The 15485-nt window shown below is 48.2% G+C and carries 16 protein-coding genes and 1 pseudogene; 12 read left to right on the forward strand and 5 right to left on the reverse strand.

The features are described 5' to 3' along the window. Both EAE92_RS21950 and EAE92_RS25490 read left to right on the forward strand, forming a co-directional pair. A partial coding sequence (locus EAE92_RS21950) for an IS3 family transposase (protein ID WP_214069593.1) occupies positions 1 to 284 on the forward strand: 284 nt, incomplete at its 5' end. After that, on the forward strand, positions 284 to 712 hold the full coding sequence (locus EAE92_RS25490; RefSeq protein ID WP_214069594.1) for an IS3 family transposase: 429 nt from the start codon (positions 284 to 286) through the stop codon (positions 710 to 712). The genes EAE92_RS21950 and EAE92_RS25490, both read left to right, overlap by 1 nt. A gap of 33 nt (positions 713 to 745) precedes the next feature. Here EAE92_RS25490 and EAE92_RS21960 read toward each other — a convergent pair. The 5 genes and pseudogenes from EAE92_RS21960 to hpaR form a co-directional block, all read right to left on the reverse strand. Next, positions 746 to 1414, reverse strand: a pseudogene (locus tag EAE92_RS21960) (fimbrial biogenesis chaperone); the annotation flags it as partial. A gap of 26 nt (positions 1415 to 1440) precedes the next feature. Further along, the gene (locus tag EAE92_RS21965; protein ID WP_214069595.1) at positions 1441 to 2013 is read right to left on the reverse strand and encodes a fimbrial protein; all 573 of its coding nucleotides are present in this window, start codon (positions 2011 to 2013) and stop codon (positions 1441 to 1443) included. Beyond that, positions 2013 to 2732 carry a fimbrial biogenesis chaperone gene (locus EAE92_RS21970; RefSeq protein ID WP_214069596.1) on the reverse strand — a complete coding sequence of 240 codons (720 nt, stop codon included), beginning with the start codon at positions 2730 to 2732 and terminating at the stop codon, positions 2013 to 2015. The genes EAE92_RS21965 and EAE92_RS21970 overlap by 1 nt, the downstream gene beginning before the upstream one ends. 102 nt (positions 2733 to 2834) lie before the next feature. Next, the gene (locus EAE92_RS21975; RefSeq protein ID WP_214069597.1) at positions 2835 to 3440 is read right to left on the reverse strand and encodes a fimbrial protein; all 606 of its coding nucleotides are present in this window, start codon (positions 3438 to 3440) and stop codon (positions 2835 to 2837) included. Between the two features lie 1190 nt (positions 3441 to 4630). Next, positions 4631 to 5077 carry a homoprotocatechuate degradation operon regulator HpaR gene (gene hpaR / locus EAE92_RS21980; RefSeq protein ID WP_036779317.1) on the reverse strand — a complete coding sequence of 149 codons (447 nt, stop codon included), beginning with the start codon at positions 5075 to 5077 and terminating at the stop codon, positions 4631 to 4633. Positions 5078 to 5461: 384 nt separating this feature from the next. Between hpaR and EAE92_RS21985 the strand changes: the two genes are divergently transcribed. From EAE92_RS21985 to hpaX, 10 genes are all read left to right on the forward strand, one after another. Beyond that, entirely contained in the window at positions 5462 to 6094 is a 633-nt protein-coding gene (locus tag EAE92_RS21985) for a fumarylacetoacetate hydrolase family protein (protein ID WP_214069598.1), read from the forward strand. Next, the gene (locus EAE92_RS21990) at positions 6091 to 6852 is read left to right on the forward strand and encodes a fumarylacetoacetate hydrolase family protein (protein WP_214069599.1); all 762 of its coding nucleotides are present in this window, start codon (positions 6091 to 6093) and stop codon (positions 6850 to 6852) included. The genes EAE92_RS21985 and EAE92_RS21990 overlap by 4 nt, the downstream gene beginning before the upstream one ends. After that, the gene (hpaE, locus tag EAE92_RS21995) at positions 6852 to 8318 is read left to right on the forward strand and encodes a 5-carboxymethyl-2-hydroxymuconate semialdehyde dehydrogenase (protein WP_046396107.1); all 1467 of its coding nucleotides are present in this window, start codon (positions 6852 to 6854) and stop codon (positions 8316 to 8318) included. The genes EAE92_RS21990 and hpaE overlap by 1 nt, the downstream gene beginning before the upstream one ends. 64 nt (positions 8319 to 8382) lie before the next feature. Then, on the forward strand, positions 8383 to 9261 hold the full coding sequence (hpaD, locus tag EAE92_RS22000) for a 3,4-dihydroxyphenylacetate 2,3-dioxygenase (RefSeq protein ID WP_040150290.1): 879 nt from the start codon (positions 8383 to 8385) through the stop codon (positions 9259 to 9261). Positions 9262 to 9274: 13 nt separating this feature from the next. After that, positions 9275 to 9661, forward strand: coding sequence for a 5-carboxymethyl-2-hydroxymuconate Delta-isomerase (locus tag EAE92_RS22005; RefSeq protein WP_214069600.1), 387 nt, complete (start codon positions 9275 to 9277; stop codon positions 9659 to 9661). A gap of 2 nt (positions 9662 to 9663) precedes the next feature. Further along, complete coding sequence (locus tag EAE92_RS22010) at positions 9664 to 10893, forward strand: Bcr/CflA family multidrug efflux MFS transporter (RefSeq protein ID WP_082300993.1); 1230 nt, start codon at positions 9664 to 9666, stop codon at positions 10891 to 10893. After that, positions 10883 to 12355 (forward strand): NAD-dependent succinate-semialdehyde dehydrogenase, encoded by a 1473-nt coding sequence (locus EAE92_RS22015; protein WP_214069601.1) that lies wholly within the window; start codon positions 10883 to 10885, stop codon positions 12353 to 12355. The genes EAE92_RS22010 and EAE92_RS22015 overlap by 11 nt, the downstream gene beginning before the upstream one ends. A 4-nt stretch (positions 12356 to 12359) precedes the next feature. Beyond that, positions 12360 to 13163, forward strand: coding sequence for a 2-oxo-hept-4-ene-1,7-dioate hydratase (gene hpaH, locus EAE92_RS22020; protein WP_214069602.1), 804 nt, complete (start codon positions 12360 to 12362; stop codon positions 13161 to 13163). A 12-nt stretch (positions 13164 to 13175) separates the two neighbouring features. Then, a complete protein-coding gene (gene hpaI / locus EAE92_RS22025) occupies positions 13176 to 13982 on the forward strand; it encodes a 4-hydroxy-2-oxoheptanedioate aldolase (RefSeq protein ID WP_046396112.1) in 807 nt (268 codons plus the stop codon). 98 nt (positions 13983 to 14080) lie between these two features. After that, positions 14081 to 15466 (forward strand): 4-hydroxyphenylacetate permease, encoded by a 1386-nt coding sequence (gene hpaX / locus EAE92_RS22030; RefSeq protein WP_214069603.1) that lies wholly within the window; start codon positions 14081 to 14083, stop codon positions 15464 to 15466. Positions 15467 to 15485: the final 19 nt, after the last annotated feature.

A 15485-nucleotide genomic window follows, 5' to 3' on the forward strand; every position in this document is an offset into this window, starting at 1 on the left:
TGCACTCAGCCAGCCGTGGGGCGGCGGGGAGTCGCACGTTAATGCACCAATTGAGAAAAGCCGGTATTCCGATAGGTCGCTGGAAGGTGCGTCGTCTGATGAAAGAGTCCGGTCTGATAAGTCGCCAACCGGGGGGACATCGTTATCGGATTTGCCCTGAGGAGTCAGTGGCGTCACCGAACCGGGTAAGACGTGAATTTATCCCCGGGGAACCGAACATCCTTTGGCGCGGGGATATCAGCTATATCCGCACGGGAAAGGGTGGAGTTACCTGGCGGTGGTGATGGATTTGTATTCACGTCGTGTCGTCGGTTGGGCGATGTCATCAACGGCAGACGCAGAGCTGGTTTGTCGGGCACTACGTCATGCACTGGAGATACGCAGGCCGGAAAAGCGAGTGATATTTCATTCTGATCAGGGAAGTCAATACAGCAGTAAGCGTTACCGGCAGTTATTATGGAGAGAAGGGGTCATACAGAGTATGAGCCGACGCGGAAACTGTTGGGATAATGCCCCTATGGAACGGTTGTTCAGAAGTCTGAAGAGTGAATGGATACCGGAAGGGGGCTATCTGGATGAGATGTCGGCAAGGTGTGATATCGGCCAATGGCTGATGGGTTATTACAATCAGTGCCGTCCTCACCGCTTTAATAATGGCGCTACCCCGGTAGAGAAAGAGGAATTCTGGAAAAAGGCTAATAATGTGTCCTAAATTAGTGGACCACAACATCGACCAGCTCACCGATTTTTTGTCCTGCTGTCCGGCATAGGTCACACAATCCCGTGGCGCTATCATGGAGGGATAGCGATTCAGATCGAGCGCCTGTCCGTCCAGCGTGAGGCTGTCCAGTGACAGGAAATACGGCGTGGGATTGCACGCCTTAATGCCATCGGATTGCGACTGAAAGCGGAGCTGTCCATACGCCTCTTCCGGCAACATCGGCAAGCCCTGCGGTCGCCAGAAAAACTTAATTCGCATGCCCACGCTCATCGATGCTTGATCCCGAGTGTGCTCATTCGCCATCTGATGGGCGGCGAGGATAGCGTTCATCTGGACATACCCGAGCGATTCCCGATCCACCGGAAAGGGGGACCGATTAAAAGTCGGCAAAATACGCAGGCTGTTCTGACTATTGGCCTCCAGCCGGAACAGCGGCGGCGTCACCACAAACGCCGGGGCGGTTTTCGCCTGATCGCCCGTGATTCTCACCTGAACCAGCCACGCCTGAGGCGTGGTATTGACTACTGTCAGCGTCTGCGCCCGCGCCCCCTGGGTAAAAATCACCCGGGTTTTATTCAGGCTGATACCGGCGGCCTGACAGGGTTCTACGCTGATCACGCCTAACCCCAGCCAGAATAGTAGTGGCGCCAGCCTGTACCGAGCTGGGCATATCCGACCTTGTTCCACATTCACTCCTGAGACCGTTACCTGAGATGTCCTCAGTGATAGTCAAATTGAAATTGAATGTGCGCCGTCAGTTCACCGGGAGTGGGGACAGCCGCGCCGGGTTCATGTCGCATATCCATCTGGAAGGTGATTTGACCGTCTTTAGCGGCGCTACCCAGTGACGCCAAATCCACATAATCGCCATTTTTCAGGTAGCTTCCCAGCCCGCCTCCCGGTGATTGATAGCGCAGGCCAAAACCCACGTTTTCCGCCACAGAGGAAGATTTATCCCGAAATAACGTCGGGTGGTTTTCCGGTGTGGGGCCGGCTATTTTAATCGCCGGGGTACGGCCTGCGCGGGCTGATCCCGCGCAGCCTGACAATGCCAGCGTAACAGGCTTGTTGTCCGCTGCGGCGATATGTTCCGTACTTTGCTGCACTTCATTCAGCGCTACGGATGCAAACTCAATATGGGAAGTTTGTACATTGAGCTCACAGGTTGGCTGCTCCAGTGTTAATGCCAGCGTCAGTTCTGCCGAGTTGGGGCTCGCGCCTCCGGGCAGGGAGGCGGTACAGAGCAAACCGGCCAGGGTTGTCCGTCTGATAAAAGTCCACGGTTTTAACATTACGGTATCTCCCCTTGATAGGATGATGATCCTCCGAGGTCATTAATTACCGTCCAGCTTACTTTGGCCGGGTAATGTGCCCCTTTGAGGGGGAAAGACAAGACCGAAAACGGAGAAACCATGTTTGCTTTCTGTTGCTTCGTCATCAGTTCCTGTCCGCCCACTTTCAGGGAAGCGAAGGTGATGTAATAGGGTGACGGATTCGTGACCGTGATCCCTTCGACTGTCGGTTTGAAGCGCAGTGAACCAAATCCTTGCTCCGGCGCAACCGACAGTCCGTGCGGGCGATACATTAGCTTGATCGTGTTAGCCAGAGCAACCTGTACGCTCCCGGTGATTTGCTTACCAGAGGGGGTATCGGATTCGGGGCTTAATGGGATGGCTTGCGCGGTAAACCAAAACAGGGATTCCCGGTCGGTCGGCAGTGTTTGTCCGGTTTTGATGATGCGCACCTGATTCTGGCTGCCGGGTTCCATACGAAACAGAGGTGGCGTCACCACAAACGGCGCGGTTTTGCCCCCCTCAGGGGTAGAACTGACCGTCATCTGCATCAGATAGACGGCCTCTTTACTGCTGTTGCGTAGCGAAGCGGTTGCAGCATGGCTATCCGCCCGGTAGATAATGCGGGTGGCATTGATCCCCACCCCCTCCGCCTGTACGGAAGTGATCGGGCAACCTAACAGACCGGCCACCATCATCGCTGTCATCAATCTTTTCACTGAGTCACCTGAATGTGTCTGATTTGGTGTTGCATCAGCAAGAATTGGACTTCCCTGTCCAATTCCGCTGCTATGATGTCCTTAGCACTTGATAGCGTATGATTATTTATAAACCACTTGGAATGTTACTGGTGCTATTACTTCTTGGGCTGCTGGTACGGCGCTGGACTTGGAAACCAGAGCCACTTTGAATTTTTTCATGCCCTTTCCATCTTTTGGACTGGCTGGATCGAATTCTGTGGTATCAGCGATAACAATAGGAGTTGCTTTATCAATGACTGCATTCTTATTGTCATACACAGCCACCCCCACGTCAGCCTTAGCATTGGCGTTGAAGAGTCGGTTGGAGCCATCAAGAGTCTGTCCCAAAACATGTACTTGAATATTTTGTGAAGGAGTGAATTTACCGCTTTTAGCTGTTCCCATTTTGGAACTACAGTTAGCTAGTTTAACCTCTAATTCTTTTCCTAAAGAATGAGCAGCAACGATGTCAGTACCAATGTCTGACGTTTTAACTGTTCCCATATCTAAAGTGTAGGAGCCGTTACTACCAGCAATGCCCGTACCTGTGACATTGAGATCACAGGTCGTGGCACCTATAGAGGCCATCACGTTTACCGTAGCACCACCTGAAGCATGTGCCATACCCATCCCCATGCTTAAGAGCACTGCGGCTAATACGCTGGTTTTCATCATTTGCTTTTTCATTTCATTAATTCCTTATCTACATCTCGTCGTTAATACATTTTGCCTAAAACAACACCATGACAGATTAAACAATCGGACCGCGAGGCGGTGCGTTTACTGGTCATTTAAGAGTTATTTTGTTCAGTTATTAACTTGATGAAATATACGAAGATAAATATTAACTTAATGAAATTACTTCTGCCTTATGCCATTTGGTTTCAGGATTTCTGCCTTTGGCATAAGAAAACGAATATTAAATCGCTCAGAAAAACAACATCTCGACATCGGGAATATTCGTACAGAAAGAAATAATTTCTTTTTGTAATCAAAATAATGCATAACTTTTTACAAAAAAATACAAAAAATCTCTTTTAAGTGATGAAATTTTCCGTATACTGCCCCGGCGGTTGAAGATAACCGAACAAAATAACTCTAAATGTTCGGTTTTTTGTCCCATGTCAAAACCTGATGTCATTGAAAGCCACACCACTACTTTGAGTAAGGCTTTTCCTCGCTCTTACACTTTCTTACCCTTGCGCAGAAACACGGGTTTCCAGAATTGCAAAAGCATTACATTAATTATTCTTATTGATTTCCAGTGTTGAGGGGATTGGTTAAGCTCCGATATCAAGTTCGTTTTGAACCATCATGTTCAATCTATGCGGTATTAAAACTGTTCTGTATTGAATATATTGAGTGTTGAAGAGGTGTCCTGCGTAAATCGTATCTAGATACCTATATAATTTAAGCCTCGAATTCATCTAAAATAGAATTAATTTTCTTAAAAAATCCAAATTAATCCGCCAAATAGTGCTTCAAGTCATCCTTTATTACTTCATTAAATTTAAAAAAACCAAATAATTATATACCCTATAGATTTAAAGAATTCCGATAATCTAGGAAATGCCGAAAAACTCAGGAAAAAAGAATGTAACAACATATTGCTATCCAACTATTGGTGCAGCGGTATATCCGACTGTATTGCGGAGGATATCTCCTTATTCGGCATTGAACTAAAGCAAAATGCATAATTTTATCTTATTACGCTATTTAGAGTTTAGCTTAGAAAGGAAACAACAGTTCTCTATCAATAAATAAAACCGCCCTTTGGGTTTTAACCAGCGGAAATTATTACCTTATCCCTCAAGAATAATGAAATCACATTACGATTGAGGGAAACTCTCACACATCCTTTTCAATAAAAATTCTATTTACTTAATATCCTTTTCTGTATTTATCTGTGAGTTATTGCCCACAGCAATTAATTCTTCCAACAAAGCTGAAAGCTGAACCAGCTTTTCCGGCGAAAAGGCTTTTTCAATAGCCTGATATCCCTGCTCCACCTGCTCTTTCGCCTTTTCATAAAGTTTCTGACCATCCGGGGTTAAAGAAACATAAAGTTTACGTTGGTCATTCATCGGCTTAAGACGAAAGATCAAGCCATCACGCTCCATGCGAGTCAATATCCCAGTCAAACTTGGGCGAAGAATACAGGTCTGGCAAGATAAATCATAAAAATCAATCGACCGATTATCAGACAGTACGCGGATAATACGCCACTGCTGTTCAGTCAAATTATGACTCTTAAGGATTGGGCGGAAAAAACCCATCGCGGTTTCTCGCGCTTGAAGTAATGCAATTGTCAGAGATTCATGCATGGGTAATGAAGGCTCTTATTTAGTTAATTACTGATTTACTCTCTGTTGAAAGTATTATCTCGCTCTATAATCACAATAAAAAGACTAGCACGTCCCATAATCAACCACAAAGAAAAAATCATAAAAATATTAATAAGTAAACAAAAATAAGCCTTAAAAACAAAGTTAATAAAAAGTTAATGCAACAGTAATGCCGTTATCCGAAAAAATATTAATATATTGATTAATAACGATAAAAAATAAATTTAGTAGAGATATTGTTACTGAGATCACAATTAAAATTAACAAACACATTAACATATTGCAACAGTGCGCCTTGTGGTTTATTAATATATTAATAAATGCGTCTTAAAACCACCAGTTTAAGTTCATGAGGAATCGTTAATGAAAGGCACTGTCTTCGCCGTAGCCCTCAACCATCAGAGCCAGGTAGATTTCTGGCATGACTCATTTCAGCAAGCACCTTATAACACCTTACCTAAAACACCGGTGTGGTTTATTAAACCACGGAATACCGTTATCACCTGCGGTGAAGCGATTCCCCATCCGGTAGGTGAAGAGGTTCAAAGCGGTGCGACGCTGGCATTAATAATAGGTAAAACCGCCCGCAAAGTTGCTATCGAAAACGCAGCCGAATATATCGCAGGTTATGCATTAGCTAATGAAGTCAGCCTGCCTGAAACCGCTTTTTATCGTCCGGCAATTAAAGCTAAGTGTCGTGATGGCTTTTGCCCCATAGGCCAAATGGCTCATCCTGAATCAATTGATGCGTTAGATATCATCACCGAAATCAATGGTCAGGAAGTCGATCGCTGGTCAACCGCCGATCTGGTGCGTTCAGCCACGGAATTAGTCGCAGCATTAAGTGATTTCGCAACCCTCAAAGAGGGAGATGTGATCCTGCTTGGGACGCCACACCAACGTGTCGCTATCAAACCGGGCGATAAAGTTGTTATTCGGGCAGCAGGTTTCCCATCACTGGAAAATCAGGTTGTGCAAGCGGGAGAAAAAGCATGAAACACGCAAGAGTTCACTATCAAGGTTGCGATTTGATCGTGACTGTCGATGAACAGGAAAATGTCTGTCTGACAGATGGCAGCAAAATCAGCGGCGAATCCGTCCAATGGTTGCCCCCCGCAAACGGTACCCTGTTCGCCCTCGGTTTGAATTATGCTGATCACGCCACCGAGCTGGAATTTAAGCCCCCCAAAGAACCGCTGGTTTTTATCAAGGCCGCCAATACGCTGACCGGTCATCGTCAGGTTTCCGTTCACCCTGATAATGTGGAATACATGCATTATGAAGCTGAGCTGGTTGTTGTCATCGGCAAAGCCGCCCACAAAGTCACCAAAGAACAGGCGATGGATTACGTTGCCGGGTACACCGTCTGTAACGATTACGCAATCCGTGACTATCTGGAAAATTACTATCGCCCTAATCTCCGGGTAAAAAGCCGCGATACATTGACGCCCATCGGTCCGTGGTTCGTCGATAAAGAAGATGTACCCGATCCGCATAATCTGACATTAAGCACTTGGGTTAATGGTGAATTGCGTCAACGCGGTACAACCGCTGATCTGATCTTCAATATTCCATTCTTGATCGCTTATCTAAGCGACTTTATGACGTTGCAACCGGGAGACATGATCGCCACCGGTACGCCAAAAGGATTATCCGATGTGGTACCGGGAGATGAAGTTATTGTTGAAGTTGAGAATGTTGGGCGTCTGGTCAACCGTATTGTCAGCCAGCAAGCGTATGAGGAGAGCCTGTAATGACCATGATTAACCATTGGATCAACGGCAAAAACGTCAGCAGTAAAACCTATTTTGAAACCACAAATCCTGCTACCGGCGAAGTACTGGCCGAAGTCGCTGCCGGTGGTCAGGAAGAGATTGATCAAGCCGTCGCCGCCGCCAAGGAAGCATTCCCCAAATGGGCGGATCTGCCGATGAAAGAGCGTGCACGCCTGATGCGCCGTTTGGGTGAGTTGATCGATGAAAATGTGCCTGAAATCGCCGCAATGGAGACCAAAGATACCGGTCTGCCCATTCATCAAACACAAAATGTCCTGATCCCACGCGCTTCTCACAACTTCAACTTCTTTGCTGAAATTTGTCAGCAAATGAACGGCCATACCTATCCCGTTGATGACAAGATGCTCAACTATACGCTGGTGCAACCCGTTGGTGTTTGTGCGCTGATTTCTCCGTGGAACGTGCCATTTATGACCGCCACCTGGAAAGTTGCCCCCTGTTTAGCGCTAGGTAACACCGCAGTACTGAAAATGTCAGAACTCTCCCCATTAACCGCAAACCGTTTAGGCGAATTGGCACTAGAAGCCGGTATCCCTGCCGGTGTGCTGAATGTGGTTCAGGGATATGGCGCTACCGCCGGTGACGCGCTGGTGAAACATCACGATGTACGCGCGGTTTCGTTTACCGGCGGTACCGTAACCGGCCGTCAGATTATGAAAAACGCCGGTCTGAAAAAATATTCAATGGAGCTAGGAGGAAAATCTCCGGTTCTGATTTTCGAAGATGCAGATATTGAGCGAGCATTGGATGCCGCTCTATTCACCATTTTCTCTATCAACGGTGAACGCTGTACCGCAGGTTCACGTATTTTTATTCAGCAAAGTATCTACCCTGAGTTTATTAAGCGTTTTGCTGAACGCGCTAATCGTTTACGGGTAGGCGATCCACAAGATCCAAACACTCAGATCGGCGCACTTATTAGCAAACCACATTGGAAGAAAGTCTCCGATTATATCCGTCTGGGAGTAGAAGAAGGCGCAACGTTGCTGGCTGGCGGCCCAGATAAACCAATTGATTTACCAGCGCACCTAAAAGAGGGCAATTTCCTACGCCCAACGGTTTTGGCAGATGTTGATAACCGTATGCGAGTTGCTCAGGAGGAGATCTTCGGCCCTGTCGCCTGCCTGCTGCCATTTAAAGATGAAGCAGAAGGTCTGCGCCTGGCAAATGACGTGGAGTACGGTCTGGCTTCTTATATCTGGACGCAAGATGTCAGCAAGGTATTGCGTCTGGCCCGTAATATTGAAGCCGGCATGGTATTCGTCAACACCCAGAACGTCCGTGACCTGCGTCAACCATTCGGCGGCGTGAAAGCCTCCGGCACTGGTCGTGAAGGCGGTGAATACAGCTTTGAAGTGTTTGCTGAGATGAAAAACGTCTGTATCTCTATGGGGGATCATCACATCCCGCGTTGGGGAGTCTAACCGTTTCATCAGCGTTAACCACGGCGAATTCCGGTTCGCCGTCCTGATATCAAATGAGGATTTTATGGGTAAGTTAGCGTTAGCAGCCAAAATTACACATGTACCATCCATGTATCTGTCTGAATTACCGGGAAAGCATCACGGTTGCCGTCAGGGAGCCATTGATGGTCACAAAGAGATTAGCCGCCGTTGCCGCGAAATGGGGGTCGATACCATTATTGTGTTTGATACGCACTGGCTGGTGAATAGTGCCTATCACATCAATTGCGCCGACCATTTCTCCGGCATTTACACCAGTAATGAATTACCCCACTTCATCCGGGATATGAGTTACGAATATGACGGCAATCCTGAATTGGGACAAATGATCGCAGAAGAAGCACGCAATGTCGGCGTACGCGCTCAGGCGCATGAAATCCCAAGCCTGAAACTGGAGTACGGCACGTTGGTACCCATGCGTTACATGAACAGTGACCGACATTTTAAAGTTGTCTCTGTCTCCGCGTTCTGCACCGTTCATGCTTTTGAAGATAGTCGTCGTCTTGGGGAAGCGATTCTGAAAGCGATTGAGAAATATGATGGCACCGTGGCGGTGTTCGCCAGCGGTTCCCTTTCTCACCGTTTTATTGATGATCAGCGTGCCGAAGAGGGCATGAACAGTTACACCCGAGAATTCGACGAACAGATGGATCATCGGGTGGTTCAGCTCTGGAAAGAGGGCAAATTCAAAGAATTCTGCAAAATGCTGCCGGAATATGCAGATTATTGTTATGGCGAAGGCAATATGCACGACACGGTGATGCTATTAGGTCTACTCGGTTGGGATAAATATGACGGTAAAGTGGAATTTCTGACTGAATTGTTTGCCAGTTCCGGCACCGGGCAAGTCAATGCCGTATTCCCTCTACCTGATTACATCACCAATAAACCCGCTATTGCCTGATTTGGAGCAACCTATGCCACATTTTTATGCTGAATGTACAGAAAACATCCGTGAACAAGCCAATCTGCCAGAGTTGTTCGCCAAAGTGAATCAGGCGCTGGCAGATACCGGCATTTTCCCATTAGGCGGCATACGCAGCCGCGCCATCTGGCTGGATACCTGGCAAATGGCTGACGGTCAACATGATTACGCATTCGTCCATATGACACTAAAAATCGGCGCAGGACGCAGCCTTGAAAGCTGTCAACAGGTTGGTGAGATACTGTTTCCTCTGATCAAACAACATTTTGCCTCGCTGATGGCACAACGTTACCTTGCTCTCTCTTTTACGATGGAAGAATTAGACCCGGTACTGAACTACAAACAAAACAACGTCCACTCCCTGTTTCGTAAGGAGTAGTGATGCCGAAATCTTTTCATCAGCATCCTCCTCGTTGGTTAATCCCTTTATTAGGCGCGCTAGTGGCCTTCGGGCCTCTGTCGATTGATATGTACCTGCCAGCCTTGCCGGAAATGGCAAGGCAATTACAGGCAACACAAGGGCAAATGCAGCATACCTTAGGCGTATTTTTCGCCGGTTTCTGTATTGGCATGCTGTTATACGGCCCACTGAGCGACCATTTAGGGCGCAGAAAACTGCTGCTTAGCGGTATCGCATTATTCGTCGTCGCCAGTGCGTTGTGTACCTTGGTGACACAAGTTGAACAGTTGATTTTACTACGCGCATTACAGGCATTCGGCAGCGGCGCCGCAGTGGTCATGGGCAGAGCTATCGCCCGTGATATCTATAGCCCACAGGAATTACCACGCGTGCTATCGCTCATGACTTTAGTGACTATGATAGCGCCGCTTATCGCCCCATTACTCGGTGGCTTATTGTTAACCTATTTCAATTGGCAGGCCATATTTACACTATTGGGCCTGTTCGGTTGTATCAGTGGAATATTATTACTATTTTTCTTGCCAGAAACGCTGCCCGCTCAGAGTAACAATGGAAAACTTATCACCGCGTTTAAAAATTACGGCAAATTACTGACTGACGGTGAAGCTATGGCGACTATCGGCACATTGGCATTTACTTGCGCCGCCATGTTCGCATTTATCAGTGGTTCCCCTTTCGTCTATATCAATTATTTTCAGGTTCCGGCGAATTACTACGGATTACTGTTCGCCTGTAATGCACTAGGCATGATGGCAATAGTGCTGCTTAATGTCCGTTTACTAAAAGTCTACGATGTTTCTCGTCTGTTATTTATCCAAACCAGTGCTCAATTACTGTTCGGCATCTTGCTGGTTATCTTTTATCAGCAAAGTCTGACTGTGATCGTCATTTTGGTCGTACTGTTTATCTCGCTGGTTAATGCCATTGGTACTAACAGCCTCTCTTTATTACTTCAACATCGCGGTCAACTTGCCGGCAGCGCCAGTGCGCTCGCTATTTCCGCGCAATTCGGTATGGCCGCGCTCGCCAGCGTCGCCGTCTCTTTACTACAAGATGAAACCCCTTTTGCTATGGCCTTTGTGATGGCAGTTTGCGCTGGATTGTGTTGGTTATGCCAGCAGCTAGTAACTTTCTACCAGCGAAAACCCCTCACACAAGTGTCTTTAGGAGAAAAAAATCATGACAAATAATGTAAATACAGAATTACTGCGTCAACAAGCTTATATCAACGGGCAGTGGGTTGATGCCGACAACCAAGCAACGTTTAAGGTGACTAACCCGGCAAATGGCGAAGTTATCGCCCATGTCAGTAATATGGGAGCAACTGAAACAGAACGTGCAATTGCAGCCGCTCAACAAGCCCTGCCTGCCTGGCGAGCAATGACAGCCAAACAACGCAGCCAGATTCTGCAACGTTGGTTTCAGTTAATGATGGCAAATCAACAGGCGCTGGCTGAATTGTTGAGCCGGGAGCAAGGGAAGTCACAGGCAGAAGCTATGGGCGAGATCGCTTATGGCGCCAGTTTCATCGAATGGTTTGCGGAAGAAGGTAAACGCACCTACGGTGAAACTATCCCAAGCCCGATGCCAGGCCGACGGATCATCACGATCAAACAACCTATCGGCGTTGTGGCGGCGATCACTCCGTGGAACTTCCCCAATGCGATGATCACCCGCAAGGTTGGCCCTGCGCTGGCTGCGGGCTGCACGGTGATCCTAAAACCCGCCTCAGAAACCCCACTTTCAGCTCTGGCTCTGGCCGCACTAGCGGAACAAGCTGGCATTCCCGCCGGAGTATTCAACGTGGTGACTGGCGTCGATGCAAAAACCATCGGTGGTGTTTTGACCCAAAGCCCGATTGTCCGCAAACTCTCTTTTACTGGCTCAACCCGTATCGGCAAATTATTGATGGCACAAAGTGCCGATACCGTGAAAAAGCTATCGCTGGAATTGGGCGGCAATGCGCCATTTATTGTTTTTGATGATGCCGATATTGATGCCGCTGTACAGGGAGCGTTGATAGCCAAATTCCGCAACAGCGGTCAAACCTGTGTTTGCGCTAACCGAATTTTGGTTCAGGAAACCATTTATGACGCCTTCGCCGAACGTCTGGCACAAGCGGTCAATAAGTTGCAGGTCGGCCCGGCCAGCGATGCCAAATCACAGCAAGGCCCACTGATCAATCAAGCCGCCGTCGATAAAGTAGAAGAACATATCAACGATGCCGTTTCCCGCGGCGCACGCATATTGGCCGGGGGTAAACCACACGCTCTGGGCGGTCTGTTCTTCGAACCTACCGTACTGGCTGATGTCGACGAATCCATGCTTATCTCCCAAGAGGAAACATTCGGACCGATTGCTCCCCTCTTCAAATTCCGTGATGAGGCGGAAGCCATCCATCTAGCGAATGATACTGAATTTGGTCTGGCGGCTTATTTTTATTCCCGCGATATCGGCCGAATTTACCGTGTGGCGGAAGCGCTGGAGAGCGGCATGGTCGGGATCAATGAAGGCTTGATTTCTAATGAAGCCGCCCCATTTGGCGGCATTAAACAATCGGGCCTGGGACGTGAAGGTTCACGTTACGGCATCGAAGATTATCTGGAAGTGAAATACCTCTGCTTCGGCGGCATCGAGGACACAGGAGTTTAACCGCATGTTACAGAAAGAAGTCGTATCACAGGTTGCACATCGTCTGCATCAGGCAGAAAAAAGCCGTGAACAAATACGCCAGATCTCATTGGATTACCCTGAAATCACCATCGATGATGCTTATGCTATTCAGCGTCACTGGGTGGAGTTAAAAATCGCCGAAGGTCGGGTACTCAAAGGCCATAAAATTGGCCTGACCTCAAAAGCGATGCAAGCCAGTTCACAAATCAGCGAGCCGGACTACGGCGCTCTGCTGGACGATATGTTTTTTCCTGATGGAAGCGATATTCCATGCGATCGCTTTATTGTGCCCCGTATTGAGGTTGAACTGGCATTCATTCTGGCAAAACCTTTGCGTGGCCCGCACTGCACTCTGTTTGATGTTTACAATGCGACCGATTACATCATTCCCGCGTTGGAACTGATCGACGCCCGTTGCCATAACATCGATCCGGAAACCAAGCGTCCACGCAAAGTGTTCGATACGATTTCTGACAATGCCGCCAACGGCGGCGTCATTATGGGCGGCCGGCCGATTAAACCTGATGCGTTTGATCTGCGCTGGATCAGCGCCCTGCTCTATCGCAATGGCGTGATTGAAGAGTCCGGCGTCGCGGCTGCGGTACTTAATCATCCGGCTAATGGTGTCGCATGGTTGGCAAACAAACTGGCTCCACATGGCGTTCAGCTTGAAGCAGGACAAATCATTCTCAGTGGATCGTTTACCCGCCCGGTTCCAGCCAATAAAGGGGATACCTTCCACGTAGATTACGGCCCCCTCGGCGCTATCAGTTGCCGTTTTGTTTAAGGAGGAAAAAATATGGATCGGTTAACCAATAAATTTAAACAGGCATTAAAAGCAGGCCAGCCACAAATCGGTCTATGGTTGGGGCTTTGTAACCCCTATAGCGCTGAATTAGTGGCCGGAGCCGGTTTCGACTGGCTACTTATCGATGGCGAACATGCGCCGAACGATGTTCAGACGATTTTAAGCCAATTGCAAGCCATCGCCCCTTATCCAAGCCATCCCATTGTGCGCCCGCCCTGGAATGATCTGGTCATCATTAAACAACTACTGGATATCGGCGCCCAAACTTTATTAATCCCCATGATACAAAACGCCGAACAGGCTTATGAAGCGGTTCGCGCAACCCGTTATCCACCGGCGGGTATCCGTGGTGTGGGTAGCGCTTTGGCAAGAGCTTCCCACTGGAACAGAACGCCTGATTATCTCCATCGCGCCAACGATGAGATCTGCGTTCTGGTGCAGGTAGAAACCCGTGAAGCACTGCGTAACCTGCCGGAGATCCTCAAGGTAGACGGTGTGGATGGTGTCTTTATCGGCCCGGCTGATCTGAGTTCCGATATGGGCTTCACCGATAATCCGCATCACCCCGAAGTGAAAGCGGCGATTGAACAAGCAATCGGCCAAATCAAAGCAGCGGGTAAAGCGCCGGGCATTCTGATGTCAGCCCCCAATGTCGCCGAGCATTACCTGAAACTCGGCGCACTGTTTGTTGCTGTTGGTATTGATACCACTTTACTGGCTCGTACAGCGGAAGCGCTGGCAGCACGATTTATCAAGGATAAAGAACTGCCGACAACACCTTCATCCGGTGTTTATTAATCTCAACCAATACCACATTAACAACCGATTTACCCGACAACCTTTTGATTTGCCATGACCATGTAATACAAATAAAAAAGCAATTAAGGAAAATGACAATGAGCGATTCATCAACCGCTGCGCAACAACCGGGTAATCCCGCGGTTCAACATAAGCAACTCACGGCACAACAGCAATCCGTCATTAACAAACTATTCCGTCGCCTGATTATTTTCCTATTCGTCTTATTTGTATTCTCGTTTCTGGATCGAATCAATATCGGGTTTGCCGGTCTGACAATGGGTAAAGATCTTGGACTGAACGCAACCATGTTCGGTCTGGCGGCAACGCTGTTCTATGTCACTTATGTCATTTTCGGTATTCCTAGCAATATCATGCTCAGTATTGTCGGGGCGCGACGCTGGATAGCGACTATCATGGTGCTTTGGGGGATCTCCTCCACTGCCACCATGTTCGCCACCGGACCAACCAGTCTGTATATCTTGCGTATGCTGGTCGGTATCGCCGAAGCAGGTTTCGTGCCGGGTATCCTGTTATACCTGACTTACTGGTTCCCGGCTTACTATCGCGCCCGTGCCAATGCGCTGTTTATGGTGGCAATGCCGGTGACGATGGCGTTTGGTTCTCTGGCTTCCGGTTATATTCTGGAAATGGATGGCCTCCTGAACCTTCACGGCTGGCAATGGTTATTCCTGTTGGAAGGTTTTCCTTCGGTACTATTGGGAATTGTCGTTTGGTTCTATCTTGATGATTCGCCAAAACGCGCTAAGTGGCTGACAGATGAAGATAAAAAATGCTTACAAGAGATGATGGATAATGACCAGCTCGCTCTGGTTCAACCGGCAAGCTCATCAACTCATCAGGCCATGCAAAAACACAGTATATGGCGTGAGATTTTTGCGCCGATCATGCTGATGTATACCCTGGCCTACTTCTGCCTAACCAATACCCTGAGTGCGATTAATATCTGGACGCCACAGATTGTGCAAAGTTTCAATCAGGGCAGCAGTAACATCATGATCGGCATTCTGACCGCCATTCCTCAGTTTTGTACCATCATCGGAATGGTGTACTGGAGTCGTCGTTCAGACCGGTTACAAGAGCGTAAAATGCATACGGCTCTACCCTATCTGTTCGCCGCCGTGGGCTGGATATTGACCTCATTGACCCACCACAGCGTCATTCAGCTCATCGGGATTATTATGGCTTCAACCGGCTCATTCACCGCAATGGCGGTCTTCTGGACCACGCCGGATCAAGCTATCAGCTTACGCGCAAGAGCGATCGGCATTGCGGTTATTAGCGCTACAGGTAACATAGGTTCAGCACTCAGCCCGTTATTAATCGGCTGGCTGAAAGATCAGACCGGGAGCTTTAATACCGGTCTCTATTTCGTTGCCGGGTTACTGGTCATTGGCGCAGCCATTATCTGGCTGATCCCGATGAAACACGCCAGACAGAGAACAGCGCAGCAATTTCAATAAAAATAAAAAGGAAAAACCA

The sequence above is a fragment of the Photorhabdus hainanensis genome (assembly GCF_018448965.1).
Taxonomy (GTDB): Bacteria; Pseudomonadota; Gammaproteobacteria; order Enterobacterales; family Enterobacteriaceae; genus Photorhabdus; species Photorhabdus akhurstii.

What these genes read in the sequence shown, in the direction of transcription:
- EAE92_RS25490 (WP_214069594.1), top strand. Translation starts at nt 284, where the DNA reads ATGGATTTGTATTCACGTCGTGTCGTCGGTTGGGCGATGTCATCAACG.
- EAE92_RS21965 (WP_214069595.1), bottom strand. Translation starts at nt 2,013, where the DNA reads ATGTTAAAACCGTGGACTTTTATCAGACGGACAACCCTGGCCGGTTTG.
- EAE92_RS21975 (WP_214069597.1), bottom strand. Translation starts at nt 3,440, where the DNA reads ATGAAAAAGCAAATGATGAAAACCAGCGTATTAGCCGCAGTGCTCTTA.
- hpaR (WP_036779317.1), bottom strand. Translation starts at nt 5,077, where the DNA reads ATGCATGAATCTCTGACAATTGCATTACTTCAAGCGCGAGAAACCGCG.
- EAE92_RS21985 (WP_214069598.1), top strand. Translation starts at nt 5,462, where the DNA reads ATGAAAGGCACTGTCTTCGCCGTAGCCCTCAACCATCAGAGCCAGGTA.
- EAE92_RS21990 (WP_214069599.1), top strand. Translation starts at nt 6,091, where the DNA reads ATGAAACACGCAAGAGTTCACTATCAAGGTTGCGATTTGATCGTGACT.
- hpaE (WP_046396107.1), top strand. Translation starts at nt 6,852, where the DNA reads ATGACCATGATTAACCATTGGATCAACGGCAAAAACGTCAGCAGTAAA.
- hpaD (WP_040150290.1), top strand. Translation starts at nt 8,383, where the DNA reads ATGGGTAAGTTAGCGTTAGCAGCCAAAATTACACATGTACCATCCATG.
- EAE92_RS22005 (WP_214069600.1), top strand. Translation starts at nt 9,275, where the DNA reads ATGCCACATTTTTATGCTGAATGTACAGAAAACATCCGTGAACAAGCC.
- EAE92_RS22010 (WP_082300993.1), top strand. Translation starts at nt 9,664, where the DNA reads ATGCCGAAATCTTTTCATCAGCATCCTCCTCGTTGGTTAATCCCTTTA.
- EAE92_RS22015 (WP_214069601.1), top strand. Translation starts at nt 10,883, where the DNA reads ATGACAAATAATGTAAATACAGAATTACTGCGTCAACAAGCTTATATC.
- hpaH (WP_214069602.1), top strand. Translation starts at nt 12,360, where the DNA reads ATGTTACAGAAAGAAGTCGTATCACAGGTTGCACATCGTCTGCATCAG.
- hpaI (WP_046396112.1), top strand. Translation starts at nt 13,176, where the DNA reads ATGGATCGGTTAACCAATAAATTTAAACAGGCATTAAAAGCAGGCCAG.
- hpaX (WP_214069603.1), top strand. Translation starts at nt 14,081, where the DNA reads ATGAGCGATTCATCAACCGCTGCGCAACAACCGGGTAATCCCGCGGTT.